This is a genomic window from Micromonospora sp. CPM1 (assembly GCF_023896895.1).
GTDB lineage: Bacteria > Actinomycetota > Actinomycetes > Mycobacteriales > Micromonosporaceae > Micromonospora > Micromonospora tulbaghiae.
Window position 1 is genome coordinate 513756 of record NZ_JAMHIU010000001.1, and the last position, 16772, is coordinate 530527.

Genomic DNA, 16772 nt, shown 5'->3' on the forward strand with positions numbered 1-16772 from the left:
GGATTTCTCTGGGCATCGGTCATTGTGCTGAAGAATGCTGTCACGACATTTGCGGCCACCCATATGCATGCGCATTTATCAATGGTTGTTCGCGGGAGGGGCGAGCGGTAACGTCTCGCGTGGCGACTAGCCGATCCCTGGCGAAAGGGTCGACGCGTCATGACGGTTGCTGGCTCCACGCGATATCCGCCCTTCATCGACGACCTGGCCCGCAGCGAATCGGGGCGGCTGCTGCGTGCCGAACTCGGCCGGCGCTGGCCGGAGACGCCCGACCAGCTCGACGCGATCGTGCGCTACGCGCTGCTGCCGGCGGGCAAGATGCTCCGCCCGATGATGACGCTGCACGCCGCCGAGGCGGTGGGCGGATCGCCCCGGGACGTCCTCGCCGCCGCGCTCGGCACCGAGTACCTGCACGTCGCGACGCTCGTGCACGACGACATCATCGACGCCGACACGCTGCGCCGCGGCCGGCCCGCGGTCCCGGTCGCGTACGGCATCCCCGGCGCCATAGTGGCCGGCGACCACCTCATCTTCCACGCCTTCCGGGCCGTCGTGGAGGGCGGCCGGGCGGTGCCCCCGGCGTCGGTCGTCGCCGCCGTCACCGCGCTCGCCGAGGCGGGCCAGGACCTGTGCCGGGGCCAGTCGCTGGAGGAACGGCTCGTCGGCGACCTGGACGCGGGCGCCCGCTGGTATCCGGAGATGATCCGGCTCAAGACCGGCTCGCTGTTCCGCGCCGTGTGCCACATCGGCGCGCTGCTCGGCGGCGCCGACCCGCGGGTGTCGGCCGCGCTGGCCCGCTACGGCGAGCACGTCGGCACCGCGTTCCAGATCCGCGACGACCTGCTGTCCTACCTGTCCACCCCGGAACGGACCGGCAAACCGGCGACGAGCGACCTCAACAACGGCCGCCCCACCCTGCCGCTGCTGCTGGCGTACGACGCGGTCGGCGACGCGGCCCGGGTGGAGCTGCTGGCGGTGCTGCACCGGCGCGGCGCCGGCCCCGGCGACGTCGAGTGGGTCACCGCCCTGCTCCGCGACACGGGCGCGGTCGACGGCGCGCGGCGGCGGATGGTGGAGCACGCCGAGCGGGCCCGCGCCGAGCTGGCAGTGCTCACCCCGTCCGCGAGCGCGGACGTGCTCACCGGCATCGCGGCCTGGATGACGAGCGAGATGGCGTGAGCACGGCCGGCGCCGTGCGAGCACTGCGGGCCCACGTGGAGACCTGGCGGCCCTACACCCTCTGGTACGTCGGTCTGGTCGGCCTGGCCGGCGCCGCGGTCGCCGGTGGACGGCGCGACCCGTGGCTGCTGCTGTCGGCCTGGGCCGCGCCCACCGCCGGCTGGCTGGGCGGCCACTATCTCGGTGACTACTTCGACCGGGAGCTGGACGCCGGCAGCAAGCCGCACCGGCCGATCCCGTCCAGCCGGCTGCGCGCGGGCACGGCACTGCGGTGCGGCAGCGCCTGCTTCGCCGCGCTCGGCGTCCTCGCCGTGCTCGGCGGCTGGGGCACCACGGTGGCGGCGCTGCTGGCCGGGTGCGGCATCGTCGCGTACAGCAGGTGGTTCAAGGCCCGGGGGATCGCCGGCAACCTGGTCCGCGGCGCGCTCGGCGCGGTCGCGCTCGGCTACGGCGCGCTCGCCGCCGGCCTCGCGCCGGACCGGGCCTGGGCGGTGCCGGTGCTGCTCGCGCTCGTCGTCGCGTTCTGGTCGCACGACGCGATGTCCAACCTGGTCGGCGCGCTGCGCGACATCGACGGTGACCGCGCCGGCGGCTACCGCACGCTGCCGGTGGGGCGCGGCGTGCCGGTGGCCGTACGGACCGTCGTGGCGCTCTACGCCGTCACGATCGGCGCCGCCGTTACCGCCGGACTGCTGGCCGGGCCGGGCACCCGCACGGCGTACCTGGCCACGGTGCTCGTCGTCCTGGTCACCGGCGTCGTCGCGCTGGCCCCGCTGGTGGCGCGCCGCGACGGGATGCCCGTCCTGGTGGCGCTGCGCGCCCACTCGGTCCTGGTCGTCGAGCGGGTCGTGCTGGCCTCGGCGGCCGTCGGGCTCGGCCTCGGCGTCGCCGTGCAGCTCGCGCTCGCGCTGCCGATGGTGCTGCTGACCTGGCTGGCGCAGCGCGGCATGCGCGTCCGGCACGAACTCGGCCCGCCGGTCGCGGGCCTGACCCTCGCCACCCGCAGTCGACTGCCGCTGGAGGACGCGCCATGACCGCTGTGACCGCCGAGGCCGTCGGGAAGGCTCTCACCGACGGCGCCGAGGCGCTGTTCCGCCGCCGCCGACCCGACGGCGCCTTCGGTGACGACCCGCCCGCCTCGGTGCTCGGCACCGCGGGCGCGGTCGCCGCGCTGCACGCCGCCGACCCGTCCGGCTGCGCCGACCTGGTCCGCGCCGGAACCGCGTGGCTGCGCCGGGCGCAGCACGACGACGGCGGCTGGGGTGGCGTCGTGGGCGCCGGCACCGCAGTCGTACCCACCGCCGTGGCGGTCGCGGCGCTGGAGCTGAGCGCGCCCGCGGAAAGCGCCGACGCGATCGCGGCGGGCCGGGCCCGGCTGGCCGCGCTCGGCGGCGTCGACACGATCACCGATCCGGCCATCTCGCTGCTGTGCCGGCAACTGCTCACGATGGCCGGGATGACCGCCGAGGCCGGCCCGCTGCGCCGGCTGCCGCTGGAGATCGTCCTGTTCGACCGGGTACGCCGGCAGCGCCTGTCGTTCCGGACCGCGCCGTTCGTCGGGCTCGCGCTCATGCAGGCCGACATGCTGCCCGCCGGCCGGCTGCGCCGGGCCACGCTTCGCCGGGCCCGTCCGGCGGCGGTGCGGCTGCTGCGGTCGATCCACGACCACGAGGGCCGCACCGGCGCGCTGAGCGAGGATCCGTGGCCGGCCGCGCTCGTCCTGCTCGGCCTGGCCCGCAGCGGCGAGGCGCCGGACATCGCCCGCGCCGTCGTCGGCTGGCTGCGCCGGGCGGTACGCCCCGACGGCTCCTGGGACGCGGTCACCAACCTGGACCTTACCCGGTCCGGGTACGCGGCGACCGGGCTGATCGCGGCCGGCTACGCCGACGATCCCCGGCTGCACGCCACCCGGGACTTCCTCCACGCCGCCCGCAAGACGGAGGCGTTCGAGGTGCTGGACGTCCCGCCGGGCGGGTGGAGCTACTCCAACGCCCGGGGCTGGCCGGTCACGCTGGAGTCGGCCGAGATCCTCTCCGCGCTCGCCGGACTCCCCGGCGCCGGCGCCGATCCGGTGCTGCGCCAGGGACTGGCGTGGCTCGCCGGCCGCCAGGACAGCCGCGGTTCGTGGAGCCTGTGGGTCCGCGACACCCGGCTCGCCAACGACGGCCCCTGCCCGGCCATCACCAGCCAGGCGGTCCTCGCGCTGCACGACGCCGGGCACCCGGACGACCACCCGGCGATCGCCCGGGCGGCGGCCTGGCTGCTGACCCGCGCCGCGCCCGGCGGCACGTTCGAGAACCTCTGGTACCGCGACCACACCTCCGGCACCGCTGTGGTGGTCGCCGCGCTGTCCCGGGTCGGGCACGCCCGGCACGAGGTGGTGCGCCGCGCGGCCCGGTGGCTGCGCGACACCCAGCTGCCCGACGGCTCGTGGGGCCCGGGCGACGGCACGGACGGCACCGTCGAGGAGACGTCCTGGGCGGTGCAGGGCCTGCTCGCCACCGGCGATCCCGACGCCGCCGACGCGGTGGACCGGGGCGTGGCCCGGCTGGTGGCCGCCGCCGGACCGGACGGCGCCTGGCCCGCCGCCCGGGTCTGCAACTACATCCGCCATCACATGCGGTACCCGAACGCGGTGATCACCCAGGCGCTCGCGCTGCGGGCGCTCGGTGAGTACCGCAGCGCCGCCGCCGCGCGATCCGGCGCCGCACCGGACGCGGTGGCCCGATGACCGCCGACGTCGTGGTGGCCGGCGCCGGCGCCGGCGGGCTGGCCTGCGCGCACGCGCTCGGCGCGCTCGGCCTGCGGGTGCTCGTGCTCGACCGGCAGCGTGCCCCCGCCTCGATCGCCAAGGGCGAGATCCTCCAGCCCGAGACGGTACGCATCCTCGACTCCTGGGGCGCGCTGGACGCCCTGCTGTCCACCGGCGCGCGTGCGGTCGGGCGGCTGGCCATCCGCGACGCGTACGGCGAGCCGTTGCTCTGCCTGGACTACGCCGGCCTGCCCGGGGCGTACCGGCAGATCCTCTGCGCCGACTACGGCGACCTGCGCGCGGTCCTCGCCGACGGGCTACCGGCCACCGTGGAGGTCCGGTGGGGCGTGCGGGTGACCGGCGTCCGGCGCGACGGCGACGGCCGGGTCGGCGGCGTCCGGGCCGTCGCGGACGGCGCCGAGCGGGAGATCCCGGCGCCGCTCGTGGTCGCGGCCGACGGCATGTCCTCGCCGCTGCGCCGCGCGGCCGGGATCGGCGTGGAACGCCGGGAGTACCCGCACGGCCTGGTCGCGTTCGACGTGGGCGGCGCCGAGGTGGCCGACGAGGTGTCCGCCTACCGTACCGGCCGGGGACTCTGCCTGGTCTACCCGCTGCCGGGCGGGCGGTGCCGCCTCTACGTGCAGGTCACGCCGGACGAGTTCCGGGGCCGGGCCGACGTGGACGCGTGGTGCGAGCGGCTGCTCGCCGACGTGCCGGCGATCCGCCCTCTGGGCCCGGCCGTGCGGGCGAGCCTGCACCGGCGCCAGTTGCTCGCGGTCTACCGGCTGCGCAGCGCACGACTGGCCGTACCGGGTCTCGCGCTCGCCGGCGAGGCCGCCCACGCGGTGCACCCGATGGCGGCGCAGGGCGTCAACAGCTCCCTCGGCGACGCCGAGACGCTCGCCGCCTGCCTGGCCGCCGAGGGCGGCGCGCCGGAACCGGCCGCTGTGGACCGGGCGCTGCGGGCCTTCGAGGCGGCGCGGCGGCCCCGGCTGGACCACGTCGCCACCGTCAGCCACAACGCCTCCCGCATGATCACCGCCGTGTCCGGGCTGCCGAAGCTGCTCGGCGCGCGGATGATGCGCCGCACCGCCGCCAACCCGCGGCTGCTCGGGCTCACCGCCGGGAACCTCTCCGGCACCGACGTCCGGCCGCTCTCCGCCCTCGACCGGCTGTACCAGCTCGGGCTGCTGGCCGACCGGCACGCGCACACCACGTCCCCACCGGTCCCGTCGGAAAGTGAGCGATGATGACGCCTGCCACCGCCGTCGGGACGCAACCGCCGGCCGACCTGTCCATGAACGAGACGCCCTACCCGCCGTTACCGGGGGTGCGGCGGGTGGTCGAGGACGCCGCCGCGACGCTCCAGCGCTACCCGGACCGCACGTCGTCGGCGCTCGTCGCCGCGCTGTCGGCGCGGCTCGGCGTCGGCCCCGAGGCGATCCTCGTCGGCCCCGGCTCGGCCGGCCTGTGCCAGCATCTCGTGCAGTCCCTCGGGCCGCGCCCGGACGTCGTCCACCCGGCCCTGTCCTTCGAGGGCTACCCGCTGATCATCGGCAACGCCGGCGCCCGCGCCGTGCCGGTCCCGATGGACGGGTACGACCACGACCTGCCCGCGATGGCGGACGCGGTCACCGAGCGGACCCGGTGCGTGCTGCTGTGCAACCCCAACAACCCGACCGGGGCGGCGCTGCGCCGCGACGACGTCGAGGCGTTCCTGGACCGCGTCCCGGCCGACGTCCCGGTGATCGTCGACGAGGCGTACCGCGAGTTCGTCACCGACCCGCGCTCACCGGACGGGATGGACCTGTACCGCGCGTACGACAACGTCTGCGTGCTGCGCACGTTCTCCAAGGCGTACGGGCTGGCCGCGCTGCGCGTCGGGTACGCCGTGGTGCCGCCCCGCCTCACCCGGGCCGCCGCGCTCACCGGGGCGGTGTTCTTCCCGGGCGCGCTCGCCCAGGCCGCGGCGGCGGCGAGCCTGACACCGGAGGTGGGCGCGGAACTGACCCGGCGGTGCACGGAACTGGTGGCGGCACGTACCGGCCTGATCGGCGCGCTGCGCGGCCTCGGGCTCACCGTGGCGCCCAGCGAGGCCAACTTCGTGTGGCTACCGCTGGGGGAGCGGGCCGTGCCGTTCGCCGAGCGCGCCCGGGAGGCGGGCATCCTGGTCATGGCGTTGCCCGGCGCCGGGGTCCGGATCACCGTCGGCTCCCCGGAGGCCAACGAGCGGCTGCTCGCGTTCGTCCGCGCGGCGCTCGCCGACGGGCTCTGACCGTCCGACCGGCTCCAGCGCGACCACGCTCAGGTAGCCCAGGCCGGGCTCGTAGTCGGCCGCCACCACCGGCCGGGGCCGCGCCGCGTCCCCGGCCAGACGGTCCAGCAGCGCCCACCAGAGGCCCGTGGACGGCTGCCTCGCCGGACCGGTGGTGACCGTGTCATCGCGGTGGCCGGGCCACGCGGCGGCCAGGTCCGCGCCGAGCACGACCGCGACATCGGTACGTCCGGCCGTCAGCTCGCGCACCTCGCCCGCCGCGAGCGCGGCCACGTCGTCCGCCCGGACGTCCGCGTGCTGGCGCAGCGCGGTCACCCGCGCCCCGCCGCCGAGCGCGATCCGCTCGGGACCGCCGGCCCCACCGTCGCCGCCGGCCCCACCGTCGCCGCCGGCCCCACCGTCGCCGCCGGTCGCGCCGTTGTCGCCGCGCCGCGCGGTGCCGCCGGTCGCGTGGCCGTCGCCGCGGTGCGCGCCGTCGTCGGCGAGCGCGCCCCAGAGCATGGCCACGGCCCGGTGGCGGGCCGGCACGGGCACCCCCGCGTCGTACGGCAGGACCGCCTGTTCGACGGTGACCAGCAGGGCGCGGCGGCACCCGTACTCGCGGGCGATCCGCAGCCCGGTGAACGCCGCGGCCGATCCCTGGTCGCAGAGCGCGAACGACATCGGCGTGCCCGGGCACACGTGACTGAGGTACGCCGCCGTGGCCCGCCCGGGCAGCACGTCGTGCACGGCGAACGCCAGCACCAGCACGTCCACCGGCTCGTCCGGCGGCACGACGGCCGGGATCAGCTCGGCGGCCATCTCCCCGTACGACTGCCCGAGCGCCCCCGGCGGCGCGTCGAACAGACCGTCGGGCACCCGCAGACCGTACGGCCGGGTCAGGTCCGCCACGTACTCGGCGGCACGGCCGCGCAGCGCGGGATCGCCGAGCAGCGCGGCCGGGCCGGTGACGGTGTGCCGCGCGGCCCGCAGCAGGCGCAGCCCGTCGTCCATGGTGACCTCCCGTCCGCCGGTCAGTGCTCGAACACCATGGCGGCGAACGTCGCGCCGTCCCCGGCGCCCACCGCCGCGACCAGGTACCGGTCACCCGGCCGGAGCAGGCCGCGCTCCCGGGCGGTGCGGTAGTTGACGAACGCGTCGGCGCAGAACACGTGGCCGGTCTCGGTCACGTTGTCCAGCAGCACCCGGTCCAGCGGCAGCCCGATCAGCCGGCACAGCCGCTTCCAGGTCATCAGGTTGACGTTGTGCGGCAGCACCAGCCGCAGCTCGGACAGCCCGGTGCCGGCCCGGTCCAGCGCCCGGCCGATCACCTCGGCCAGCGCCGGCCGGTACGCCCGCTGGAACCGCGCCGGGGACTCGCCGCCTGCCACGTCGAACTCGCCCCGCTGGTGGCAGGCGTACGCGAGCAGCCGGTCCCGGCCCCCACCGGCGCTGAGCAGGCAGGCCGAGGAGCCCTCGCTGAACACCGACGTCTCCGGGATGAACTGGGCGTCGCGGGTGAACGCCTTCTCCCCGGTGAGCACCAGTGCGAGCGGTGGACCGTCCGGCGTGTCCGGTTCGGACGCGAGCAGCCGCCCGGCCACGTCGACCGCGGCCAGCGCGCTCGCGCAGGACTGCTGGGTGAGCGTGAACGCGAGCGCGTGGCCCAGCCCGAGCATGCGGCACACCTCGTGCAGCGGGTTGACCGGATAGGGGGTGACCACCGGGAACGCCCGCCCGTACACCACGAACCGCACCCGCCGCCGCAGCGCGGACAGCGCGGTGAGGCCGGCCGCGGCGCGCAGCAGCAGGTCGGTCAGGGACAGCCCGGGGTCGCGGCGGACCTCGGTCAGGCCGTGGAAGCGGCGGAACAGGCGGACCTGCATGTCGCTCAGGCCCAGCGGCGCGGCCAGGCTCTCGACCGGCACCCGGCGCTGCGGCAGGAACACCGAGACGGCGTCGATCGCCGTCATACGCGTACCGTCACGCCACGGATCAGATCAGTGACACAGGTGGATGTCAACGCGCGTGCGATCATATCGACGTGGCTCGCTTCCTGTTCGTCGTGCTGCCGGTGGAGTCCCATCTGCACGCCCCGGTCGCCATCGCCCAGGAGCTGGAGGCGGCCGGGCACGAGGTGGCCTGGGTCGGGCCGCGCAGCGACCTGCACCCGCTCGTCGGCCCGGACGCCGCGCTGTTCCCCACCGGCAAGCGCTACTACCGGCCCGACGGGGCGTCCGGGGCGGCCTCGGTGCGCAGCCTCTGGGAGGGGCACGTGCTGCCCGCCAACCGGTTCGTCCGCGACGCCGCCGACGCGGCGGTCGAGCGGTACCGGCCGGACGTGGTGGTGGCCGACCAGTACGCGCTCGCGGGCGCGCTGGCCGCGCACCGCCGCCGGCTGCCGTGGGCGACGTTCTGCGTCGGCATGCTGGAGCTGACCCCGCCGACCGAGGAGATGCCCGAGTTCACCGACTGGGTGGACGCCCAGGTCCGCCGGGTGTGGGCGATGACCGACGTGCCGGTGGACGAGACGATCGACCTGCGCTTCTCGCCGTACCTCGTGATCGGCCTGACCACGACGGCGCTGACCGGCCCGGTGCCGCTTCCGCCGCGCTGCGTGCTCACCGGGCCGGCGCTGGGACGGCGGCCGAACGCGCCCGCGTTCGCCTGGCAGGAGTGGGATCCCGGCCGTCGGCACGTGCTGGTCACGGTCGGGACGATGGCCGAGCACCTGGCCGCCGACTTCTACCGGCGGATCACGGCGGCCACCGCGCCGCTCGCCGACCGGGTACAGGTGGTCCTCACCGCCGCCGCCGGCCTGGTGCCCGACCCGCCGCCGCACGTGCTGGTCGCGCCGCGGGTGCCGGTGCTGGAGCTGATGCCCCGGCTGGACGCGCTGGTGTCCCACGGCGGACTGGGCACCGTGTCCGAGGCGCTGGCCCACGGCGTGCCGGTGGTGGTCGCGCCGATCCGGCACGACCACCCGGCGGTGGCGCGTCAGGTGCGCCGGGCCGGCGCCGGCCTGGAGGTCTCCTTCCACTCGGCGACTCCGGCGCAGCTGACCGCCGTGCTGAGCGCGGTGCTCGACGAACCCGCGTACCGGACGGGGGCGCGCCGGGTGGGTAAGTCGTTCGCGGCGGCCGGCGGCGCCCGCGCGGCGGCGGCACACCTCGCCGCGTTGGCACGGACGGCCCCCGGCGCCTGACGCATCGACCGTTGTCCAACAGTCGGGGCCGAACTAGCCTGACCTGACGCACCCGCGCAGGCGTCGTGCCGCACGAGGAGGCTCGATGATCGAGGCCACCGGCCTACGCAAGTCCTTCCGGGTCGGGCGGGGGCGCGGCACCACCACCGTCGACGCGGTACGCGGTGTCGACTTCGCGGTGGGGCGCGGCGAGATCGTCGGTTTCCTCGGCCCGAACGGCGCGGGCAAGTCCACCACGCTGCGGATGCTCGCCACGCTGATCCGGCCCAGCGGGGGAGCGGCCACCATCGCCGGTGTCGACCTGCTGCGCGCGCCCGCGCAGGTCCGACGGCGGATCGGTTTCGTGGCGCAGGCCAGCGGCACCTACGACGACTCCACCGCCCGGCGGGACCTGGTGCTCCAGGCCCGGATGCACGGGCTGTCGAAGTCGGTCGCCCGGGAGCTGGCTGTCGGGGCGATCCGGGCGTTCCAGCTCGACGACTTCGCCGACCGCAAGATCAAGACGTACTCGGGCGGGCAGCGCCGCCGCCTCGACGTGGCGCTCGGCGTCATCCACTCGCCGCAGGTCATGTTCCTGGACGAGCCCACCGCCGGGCTGGACCCGCCCAGCCGGGTCCGGATGTGGCAGGAGGTACGGCGGCTGCGCGAGGAGGGCATGACCATCTTCCTCACCACGCACTACCTGGACGAGGCCGACAGCCTCTGCGACCGGGTCTCGATCATCGACGCCGGGCGGATCGTGGCCGAGGGCACCCCGTCGGCGCTCAAACGGGAGATCTCCGGCGACGTGGTCGCCGTCGACTTCGCCGCCGCCGACGTCGCGGGCGAGACCGGCGACCTGCCGGCCGCGACGAAGCTGCTGGCCGAGGCGCCGTACGTGCACGCGGCCGAGCCGGTCGACGGCACGCTGCGGCTCTACGTGGACAGCGCCGCCACCGCCATTCCGCAGATCATGCGGGCGCTCTACGACCGGGGCATCGAGCCCGGCGCGATCGAGGCCCGCCGGCCCAGCCTCGACGACGTGTTCCTGGCCAAGACCGGCCGGTCGCTCGCCGAGTGACCGGACGCCGAGAGGAGTACGGCGTGAAGCTCGTCCGCGACACCTGGCTGATCTTCCAGCAGGAGGCCGGCCTGATGGTGCGCAACCCGGTGATGGTCGCGTTCAGCCTGGCCCAGCCGATCACCTACCTGATCCTCTTCGCGCCGTTCCTCAAGGTGGTGATGGTCGACCGGGGCGCCTCGACCTACGCCGACGCGTACCGCATCTACGTACCGGGCCTGTTCGTGGCGATGGGCCTGTTCGGTGGCCTGTTCGCCGGGTACGGGCTGCTCAGCGCGCTGCGCGCGGGCATCATCGACAGGTGCCGGGTGACGCCGGTGAGCCGGACCGGCCTGCTGCTGGGCCGGGCACTGATGCACGTGTGTCTCAACGTGGTGCAGGCCGTGGTGGTCACGCTGGTGGCGCTGCCGTTCGGCCTGCGCGTGCACCTGGCCAACCTGCTGGTGTCGTACGCGCTGCTGTCGGTGATGGTGCTGCTGAGCACCTCGATCTCGTACGACATCGCGCTGCTCGTGCGCAACGAGAACAGCCTCGGCGTGCTGGTGAACACCGTCGGGCAGCCGGTGTCGCTGCTCGCCGGCGTGCTCATCCCGCTCGTGCTGGCACCGATGTGGATCCAGCGGGTCGCGGTCTGGAACCCGTTCGCCTGGGCCACCGACGGCATGCGGGCGCTGTTCGCCGGCCAGATCACCCAGAACGTGGTGTGGCAGGGCGCGCTCATCATGTCCGGGCTGGCCGCCGCCAGTCTGTTCTGGTCGTCGCACCTGTTCAACCGCGACGTCTCCTGACCGCTCGTACATCGACCATTGTCTCAGCGTGGCGGGCGCTCTAGCCTGATCGTGTCCCCGCTCGGCGGCCGGTACGGGGCGCGGCCGTGACGCGTGTCAGCTGAGGAGGCGACGAGTTGGGTGCCGACAACTTCCGGGCGACGCTGGCGGCCGACATGGAGCTGGGCGCGGGCAACGTGCTGCTCCGGCTGGCCGAGCACGGCGCCGACATGGAGATGCCCCGGGTGACGTTCGACGCCGACGTCGACGGCATCCCCGCCTGGACGCCACTGTCGCTGGCGACGCTCACCGAACGGGTCGCGGCCCGGGCCGCCTGGTTCCGGGCGCGCGGCGTCCGCCGCGCCGACCCGGTCGCGGTGTACGTGACCTCCGCGCCCGACGTGTTCCTCAACTTCCTGGCGCTGACCTGGCTCGGCGCGATCCCGGCGCTGATGAACGGCAACATGCCGATCCCGCTGGCCGCCGAGTTCGTCAGGCGGCTGCGCGGAACCGGGGTGCTGGTCGACGCCGACCACGCCGCCCTGGCCGAGCACGACCTCGGCGTGGAGATCCTCGGCGACGCGGCGCAGACCGGCACCGGCGACCCGGCGCAGGCGCCGCCGCACCACCGGCACCACCCCGGGGATCCGGTGGTCATCACCCACTCCTCGGGCACCACCCGGGTTCCGGCGGCGATCGTCCACTCGCACCACGGCCTGTTCGCCGCCATCCGCGCGGTCCGGCTCACCGAGTCCCGGCCGTACGGCGAGGTGCGGGAGATGTCCGCGCTGCCGGCCGCGCACGCCGCCGGCATCATCACGCTCAACCAGGCGCTCTGCAACGGCTACCAGCTGCTGTGCCTGTCCGCGCAGGGCGGTCCGTTCGAGCGCAGCGCGGAGACGATCCTGGACGCGATCGAGCGGTGGCGACCCACCGGCGTCTTCGGCTTCGCGGTGACCTGGTCCGAGCTGGCCCGGGTCGACCTCACCACCCGCGACCTCAGCTCGGTGCGCAACTGGTTCAACACCGGTGACTGCGCGCACGAGGCGCACGTACGCCGGCTGGTCGCGGTCGGCAGCCACCCCGCGTACACCCGCGAGGGCATGGTCGACGTGCCCGGCTCCAAGTTCGTCGACATGCTCGGCTCCACCGAGATGGGCCACGGCGCGTTCCGGATCACCCACCGGCTCGGCAGCGACCGCTACGACCGCTGCGTCGGCAGGCCGTACCCGTTCGCCGAGATCGCGCTGCTCGACATGGACACCGGCGAGGAGGTCGCGCCGGGGCAGGTGGGGCACGTCGGTCTCAAGTCGCCGACGCTGGCGCTCGGCTACTGGAACGACTCGGTCACCACGTACCGCACCCGGCTGGGCGGCTACTACCTGACCGGTGACCTGATGTACCGCGACGCGGCCGGCGACTACCACCACGTCGACCGGGCCAGCGACGCGGTCGACCTGGGCGGCGGCACCTGGCTGTACACCGCGTTGTCCGAGGAGCGCATCCTCAGGCACTGCCCGGACGTCCGCGACTGCACCGTCCTCGCGGCGACGGGGGAGGACGGCACGACCGTCACCGACGTGCTGCTCCTGCTCGCCGACGACGCCGACCCGGCGCAGGACCGGACCGGCCGGGTCCGGGCCGCGCTGGGGCCGGCGGTGGCCGCGACGCTGCGCCGGGTGGTGACGGTCCCCGACGACGACGTGGTGACGGGGCCGACCGGGAAGGTCCGCAAGTTCCTGATGCGACAGCGGCTACTGGCCGACACCGGAGCGCCGGGTGCGGGCTGACCGGCGGGAGATCGACGGCTGGCGTGGCCGTGCCAGAATCCAGCCGTGTCCTACCTCCCCTCGCAGCCGTACCCGCCGATGCCCGGCGGGGTCAGCCCGCTGATCGCCTACCCGCACCCGATCACCCCGCCGCCCGGCTGCGGTGTGCTCGTCGTCTCGGTGAACCGCGGGCCGTACGTGATTCCCGTGCCGGTGACCAGCCGCTTCAAGATCAACCGCCAGGTGGTCGCGATCCCCGGCGAGGGGACCTGGCACGTCGCGGTGCCGGCCGGCGCGCACGACGTCCGGTACACCGACTTCATGGGCGTCCCGATCGTCACCACGACGCTCGCGGTGCAGCCGGGCGCCGCGCACCACCTCGCGTTCCGCTTCGGCGGGTGGCGCAACCGGGTCTACGACGGGTACGGCACCGACGTCACCCGGTTCGGCATGTGGTCCAACTACAGCGTCATGCTGATCCTGCTCGCAGTCCTCGGCGTCGGCTGCTGCGGGGTGTTCGGACTGGCCCTGAGCACGACTCCCTGAGACGGGCCGGCCGGCGGACCTGGTCGCGCGGCTAGCGCAGCGACCAGGTCTGCTTCACGTTGAACACGCAGGTCCAGGCGTTCAGCGGCGCGCCCGCGGCGTGCCCGTCGACGTCCAGGCAGCGGTCGGTCGCCCGGTTGAACAGCGACCGCCGGCCCTGGCTCTCGATCCACTCCCACTTCTGCGCCGGGTTGCCGCTGCACCACGCGGTCTGCACCGGTACGCCGTCGCGCTTCTCGCCCCAGGCCACGTCCAGGCAGAGGTCGCCGTTGACCCGGACGCTGCCGTCGGACGCGAACGTCCACCACTGGGCACGCTCCTCCCGGCAGGCCCGCAGGACGACGCGTACGCCGTCCCCGCTGCCGCCGCTCGCGCACAGCCCGGTCTCCTTGCCGACGAGTTGCTTCGCGCCGGCCGGGCGGACCGGTGCGGACGGCTTCTCCGGCTCCTTCGACGTGCCCGCGGTGGGCGTCGGCGTGGACGGGCGCGTGACCGACGAGGACGGCGGCTTGGTCGTGGGCGTCGGGGTGGCGGGTGCGCCGGAACTCGCCGGCGTGCCGCGCAGCCGGCCGTCGAGGGCGTAGAAGTCGGCGAACTCCCGGACCGTACGCAGGAACGCCTGCGTCCCGGCGTCGAAGTCGCCGCCGGTGTGGCGCACGGCGTCGGTCCCGTCGCGGTACGCGGCCAGCGCCAGCAGGTCCGGATCGCCGTCGAGCGCGGCCAGTTCCCGCCGCAGCGCGCAGAGCGTGGCGCCGACCGCCGGTACGGCCGCCTGCGGATCCCACGGCGAGGCGCCGGACGGCCCGTGGGCACGCCACAGCTCGGGCCGGAACTGGGCGACGCCCTTGCGGCCGCCGTCACCGAGCAGGTTCGGGTCGAAGCCGGAGGAGGCCATGAGCTGGGCGGCGACAGTGGCCGGCGGCACCTGTGGGCACACCGAGCCGGCCCGCACCACGAGGCGGACGTACGCGGCGGGGACCGCCCTGGGCTGCCGGCGCTCGGCCTCGCCGCCCGCCGGGCCGGTTTCGGCGAAGCCGTCCTGCCGCCCGTAGTAGGCGGCGTACCGGCTCGCCTCGTCGACGTACCGGACCGCTGCCGAGGGCACCCCCTCGGCTTCGCGGACCGCGTCGAAGCCGGTGTGGAACGCGGCGAGCGACAGCCGCCACGGGTCGCCGGGGACTGCCGCCGCGCGCAGCTGCCCGGCCAGGTCGCACATGTGGTGGGCGAGCGCGAGGATGTTGGCGGCGGCGTCCGTGCGCCGCGCGTCCGGCCACGGCGCCCAGGTCCGCCACCGCTCGTCGTCCAGGCCGGCCAGTCCGCGGCCGCCGGACGCGGTCCGCTCGGCCCGCCCGTCCAGACCCGACTCGGCCATGAGCTGCCCGGCCAGCCGTGCCGGGGTCAGCGCGGGGCAGGCGCGGGCCGCGGTCCGGATCGCGGTCAGGTGCTCGGCGGAGACGGCCCGCCCGGCCGGTTCGTCGTCACGGGCGGCGGCGACGGTCCCGCTGAGGGCGGCGACCACCAGGATCAGCGCCGCCAGCCCGGCGGCGCCGGCGGCGACCAGGCCGCGCGGGATCCGGCGCGGGCGCGGGCCGCGGGCATCGGCTGTCACAGGCGGTCCTTCCGGTGATGACGTACGCCGGACGGGTGCGCGACGTCCTCGGTTCACCCGGCCGGAATCGGGTCCGACTCCGGTCCGGCCGTCATTGAACCGACCGACCGGCGAGCCGTCAAATGTGGACGGTCCGGCCGCCCCCGTCCCGGCATCCGCGGCGACGGTGTTGATCCGGAACGAGCCCGAAAAGTTTCGGAGATTCATCGCCTCAGACGGTGGCCCAGCGGCTGCCGCCGGTCCGTCGGTGCTGATCGGACGCCCTTTCCGGCAGCCGTAACGCCCGTTCAGGGCTCGGAGACGGGTTACCACAACATTTCCGGAACTTGTTGACAGGATGAACCGGGCCTCCAATACTGTGGCCATCGGCGTATCTCGATTGACGTCGATGTCCGACCACCACCGTGGCGCGGTTGTCGCCCCGGTCCCGCCGTCCGCGGGCGGGCGAGCACACCGCGGCTCGCGCCACCCGGCTGGCCGCCCGCCAGCCGTCACAGGGAGGAAACCCGTCCATGAAAGACGCCCCCGTCCGCACGGGCATCCGCAGGCGCGGACGCCTCAGGATGGTCCTCGGCGGAGCCTGCGCCGTGGCGCTGATCGCCGCCGGGGCGACGGCGGTCACGTCAGGTCCGGCCTACGCCGACACCACCGTCACGTCGAACTCGACCGGCACCAACAACGGCTACTTCTATTCCTTCTGGAAAGACAGTGGCAACGTGTCCATGACCATGGGCAACGGCGGTCAGTACAGCACCCAGTGGAGCAACATCAACAACTTCGTCGCCGGCAAGGGCTGGAACCCGGGCGGGCGGCGGACGGTCAGCTACTCCGGCAGCTTCAACCCGTCCGGCAACGCGTACCTGACGCTCTACGGCTGGACGCGCAACCCGCTCGTCGAGTACTACATCGTGGACAGCTGGGGCAGCTGGCGCCCGCCGGGCAGCGGCTACATGGGCTCGGTGTCCTCCGACGGCGGCACGTACGACGTCTACCGCACCCAGCGGGTCAACGCCCCCTCGATCGAGGGGACGCGGACGTTCTACCAGTACTGGAGCGTCCGGCAGTCGAAGCGCGTGGGCGGCACCATCACCGCCGGCAACCACTTCGACGCCTGGTCGCGCTACGGCATGAACCTCGGCTCGCACGACTACCAGATCCTGGCCACCGAGGGCTACCAGAGCAGCGGCAACTCCAACATCACGATCGGCGGGACCAGCGGTGGCAACCCGACCACCCCGCCGCCGAACAACGGTGGCTGCACGGTCAGCGTCAGCCGGGCCGAGGAGTGGGGCGACCGGTTCAACGTGACCTTCTCGGTCAGCGGCACCAGCAACTGGGTGGTCAGCATCCAGACCCAGGGCGGGCAGAGCCTCCAGAACAGCTGGAACGCGTCCGTCAGCGGCACCAGCGGCACGCTCACCGCACGCCCGAACGGCAACGGCAACAACTTCGGCATCACGCTCTACAAGAACGGCAACAGCAACACACCGACGGCGAGCTGTTCCGCCGCCTGAGCCCTCTTCCGGGGAGGGGGTGCCGCGCGCCAGGCGCGCGGAACCCCCGTTTTCGCGTGCCCGGACCACTGTCGTGTGACAGCCGACACACCCGCGCAAAAACTTGATTCATTCCAA

General features: G+C 74.7%; 13 protein-coding genes and 1 pseudogene. 11 read left to right on the top strand and 3 right to left on the bottom strand.

The annotated features are described in order from the left end of the window. Positions 1-159: 159 nt before the first annotated feature. The 5 genes and pseudogenes from M8C11_RS01940 to M8C11_RS01960 all read left to right on the top strand — a co-directional run. Positions 160-1179 (top strand): polyprenyl synthetase family protein, encoded by a 1020-nt coding sequence (locus M8C11_RS01940; RefSeq protein WP_252448062.1) that lies wholly within the window; start codon positions 160-162, stop codon positions 1177-1179. Continuing rightward, complete coding sequence (locus M8C11_RS01945) at positions 1176-2213, top strand: UbiA family prenyltransferase (RefSeq protein ID WP_252448063.1); 1038 nt, start codon at positions 1176-1178, stop codon at positions 2211-2213. The genes M8C11_RS01940 and M8C11_RS01945 overlap by 4 nt, the downstream gene beginning before the upstream one ends. Next, entirely contained in the window at positions 2210-3910 is a 1701-nt protein-coding gene (locus tag M8C11_RS01950) for a prenyltransferase/squalene oxidase repeat-containing protein (protein ID WP_252448064.1), read from the top strand. The genes M8C11_RS01945 and M8C11_RS01950 overlap by 4 nt, the downstream gene beginning before the upstream one ends. Then, a complete protein-coding gene (locus tag M8C11_RS01955) occupies positions 3907-5181 on the top strand; it encodes an NAD(P)/FAD-dependent oxidoreductase (RefSeq protein ID WP_252448065.1) in 1275 nt (424 codons plus the stop codon). Before M8C11_RS01950 ends, M8C11_RS01955 begins: the two co-directional genes overlap by 4 nt. Positions 5182-5228: 47 nt before the next feature. Then, positions 5229-6113, top strand: a pseudogene (locus M8C11_RS01960) (aminotransferase class I/II-fold pyridoxal phosphate-dependent enzyme); the annotation flags it as partial. Here the strand turns inward: M8C11_RS01960 and M8C11_RS01965 are convergent. Together M8C11_RS01965 and M8C11_RS01970 are read right to left on the bottom strand one after the other, a co-directional pair. Further along, positions 6042-7199 (bottom strand): 2-hydroxy-acid oxidase, encoded by a 1158-nt coding sequence (locus M8C11_RS01965; RefSeq protein WP_252448066.1) that lies wholly within the window; start codon positions 7197-7199, stop codon positions 6042-6044. The pseudogene M8C11_RS01960 and the gene M8C11_RS01965 overlap by 72 nt on opposite strands. 20 nt (positions 7200-7219) lie before the next feature. Further along, on the bottom strand, positions 7220-8158 hold the full coding sequence (locus tag M8C11_RS01970) for a 3-oxoacyl-[acyl-carrier-protein] synthase III C-terminal domain-containing protein (protein ID WP_252448067.1): 939 nt from the start codon (positions 8156-8158) through the stop codon (positions 7220-7222). Between the two features lie 71 nt (positions 8159-8229). Between M8C11_RS01970 and M8C11_RS01975 the strand changes: the two genes are divergently transcribed. The 5 genes from M8C11_RS01975 (at position 8230) to M8C11_RS01995 (ending at position 13532) form a co-directional block, all read left to right on the top strand. Further along, on the top strand, positions 8230-9390 hold the full coding sequence (locus M8C11_RS01975; RefSeq protein ID WP_252448068.1) for a glycosyltransferase: 1161 nt from the start codon (positions 8230-8232) through the stop codon (positions 9388-9390). 85 nt (positions 9391-9475) lie between these two features. Beyond that, on the top strand, positions 9476-10450 hold the full coding sequence (locus M8C11_RS01980; RefSeq protein ID WP_252448069.1) for an ATP-binding cassette domain-containing protein: 975 nt from the start codon (positions 9476-9478) through the stop codon (positions 10448-10450). A 23-nt stretch (positions 10451-10473) separates the two neighbouring features. Next, positions 10474-11238 (top strand): ABC transporter permease, encoded by a 765-nt coding sequence (locus tag M8C11_RS01985; protein ID WP_121685341.1) that lies wholly within the window; start codon positions 10474-10476, stop codon positions 11236-11238. A gap of 116 nt (positions 11239-11354) precedes the next feature. Beyond that, positions 11355-13007, top strand: a complete 1653-nt coding sequence (locus M8C11_RS01990) for a class I adenylate-forming enzyme family protein (RefSeq protein ID WP_374666766.1) — start codon at positions 11355-11357, stop codon at positions 13005-13007. 45 nt (positions 13008-13052) lie between these two features. Then, positions 13053-13532, top strand: coding sequence for a hypothetical protein (locus M8C11_RS01995; RefSeq protein ID WP_252448070.1), 480 nt, complete (start codon positions 13053-13055; stop codon positions 13530-13532). Between the two features lie 31 nt (positions 13533-13563). On the opposite strand, the gene M8C11_RS02000 is transcribed toward M8C11_RS01995, so the two are convergent. Beyond that, positions 13564-15141 (bottom strand): ricin-type beta-trefoil lectin domain protein, encoded by a 1578-nt coding sequence (locus tag M8C11_RS02000; RefSeq protein ID WP_252448071.1) that lies wholly within the window; start codon positions 15139-15141, stop codon positions 13564-13566. A 512-nt stretch (positions 15142-15653) separates the two neighbouring features. Here M8C11_RS02000 and M8C11_RS02005 point away from each other — a divergent pair. Beyond that, positions 15654-16655 (top strand): glycoside hydrolase family 11 protein, encoded by a 1002-nt coding sequence (locus M8C11_RS02005; protein ID WP_120569470.1) that lies wholly within the window; start codon positions 15654-15656, stop codon positions 16653-16655. The last annotated feature ends 117 nt before the right edge of the window (positions 16656-16772 follow it).

Coding starts and splice junctions, on each gene's coding strand:
- M8C11_RS02005 (WP_120569470.1), top strand. CDS start 15,654: ATGAAAGACGCCCCCGTCCGCACGGGCATCCGCAGGCGCGGACGCCTC.
- M8C11_RS01970 (WP_252448067.1), bottom strand. CDS start 8,158: ATGACGGCGATCGACGCCGTCTCGGTGTTCCTGCCGCAGCGCCGGGTG.
- M8C11_RS01940 (WP_252448062.1), top strand. CDS start 160: ATGACGGTTGCTGGCTCCACGCGATATCCGCCCTTCATCGACGACCTG.
- M8C11_RS01965 (WP_252448066.1), bottom strand. CDS start 7,199: ATGGACGACGGGCTGCGCCTGCTGCGGGCCGCGCGGCACACCGTCACC.
- M8C11_RS01950 (WP_252448064.1), top strand. CDS start 2,210: ATGACCGCTGTGACCGCCGAGGCCGTCGGGAAGGCTCTCACCGACGGC.
- M8C11_RS01980 (WP_252448069.1), top strand. CDS start 9,476: ATGATCGAGGCCACCGGCCTACGCAAGTCCTTCCGGGTCGGGCGGGGG.
- M8C11_RS01955 (WP_252448065.1), top strand. CDS start 3,907: ATGACCGCCGACGTCGTGGTGGCCGGCGCCGGCGCCGGCGGGCTGGCC.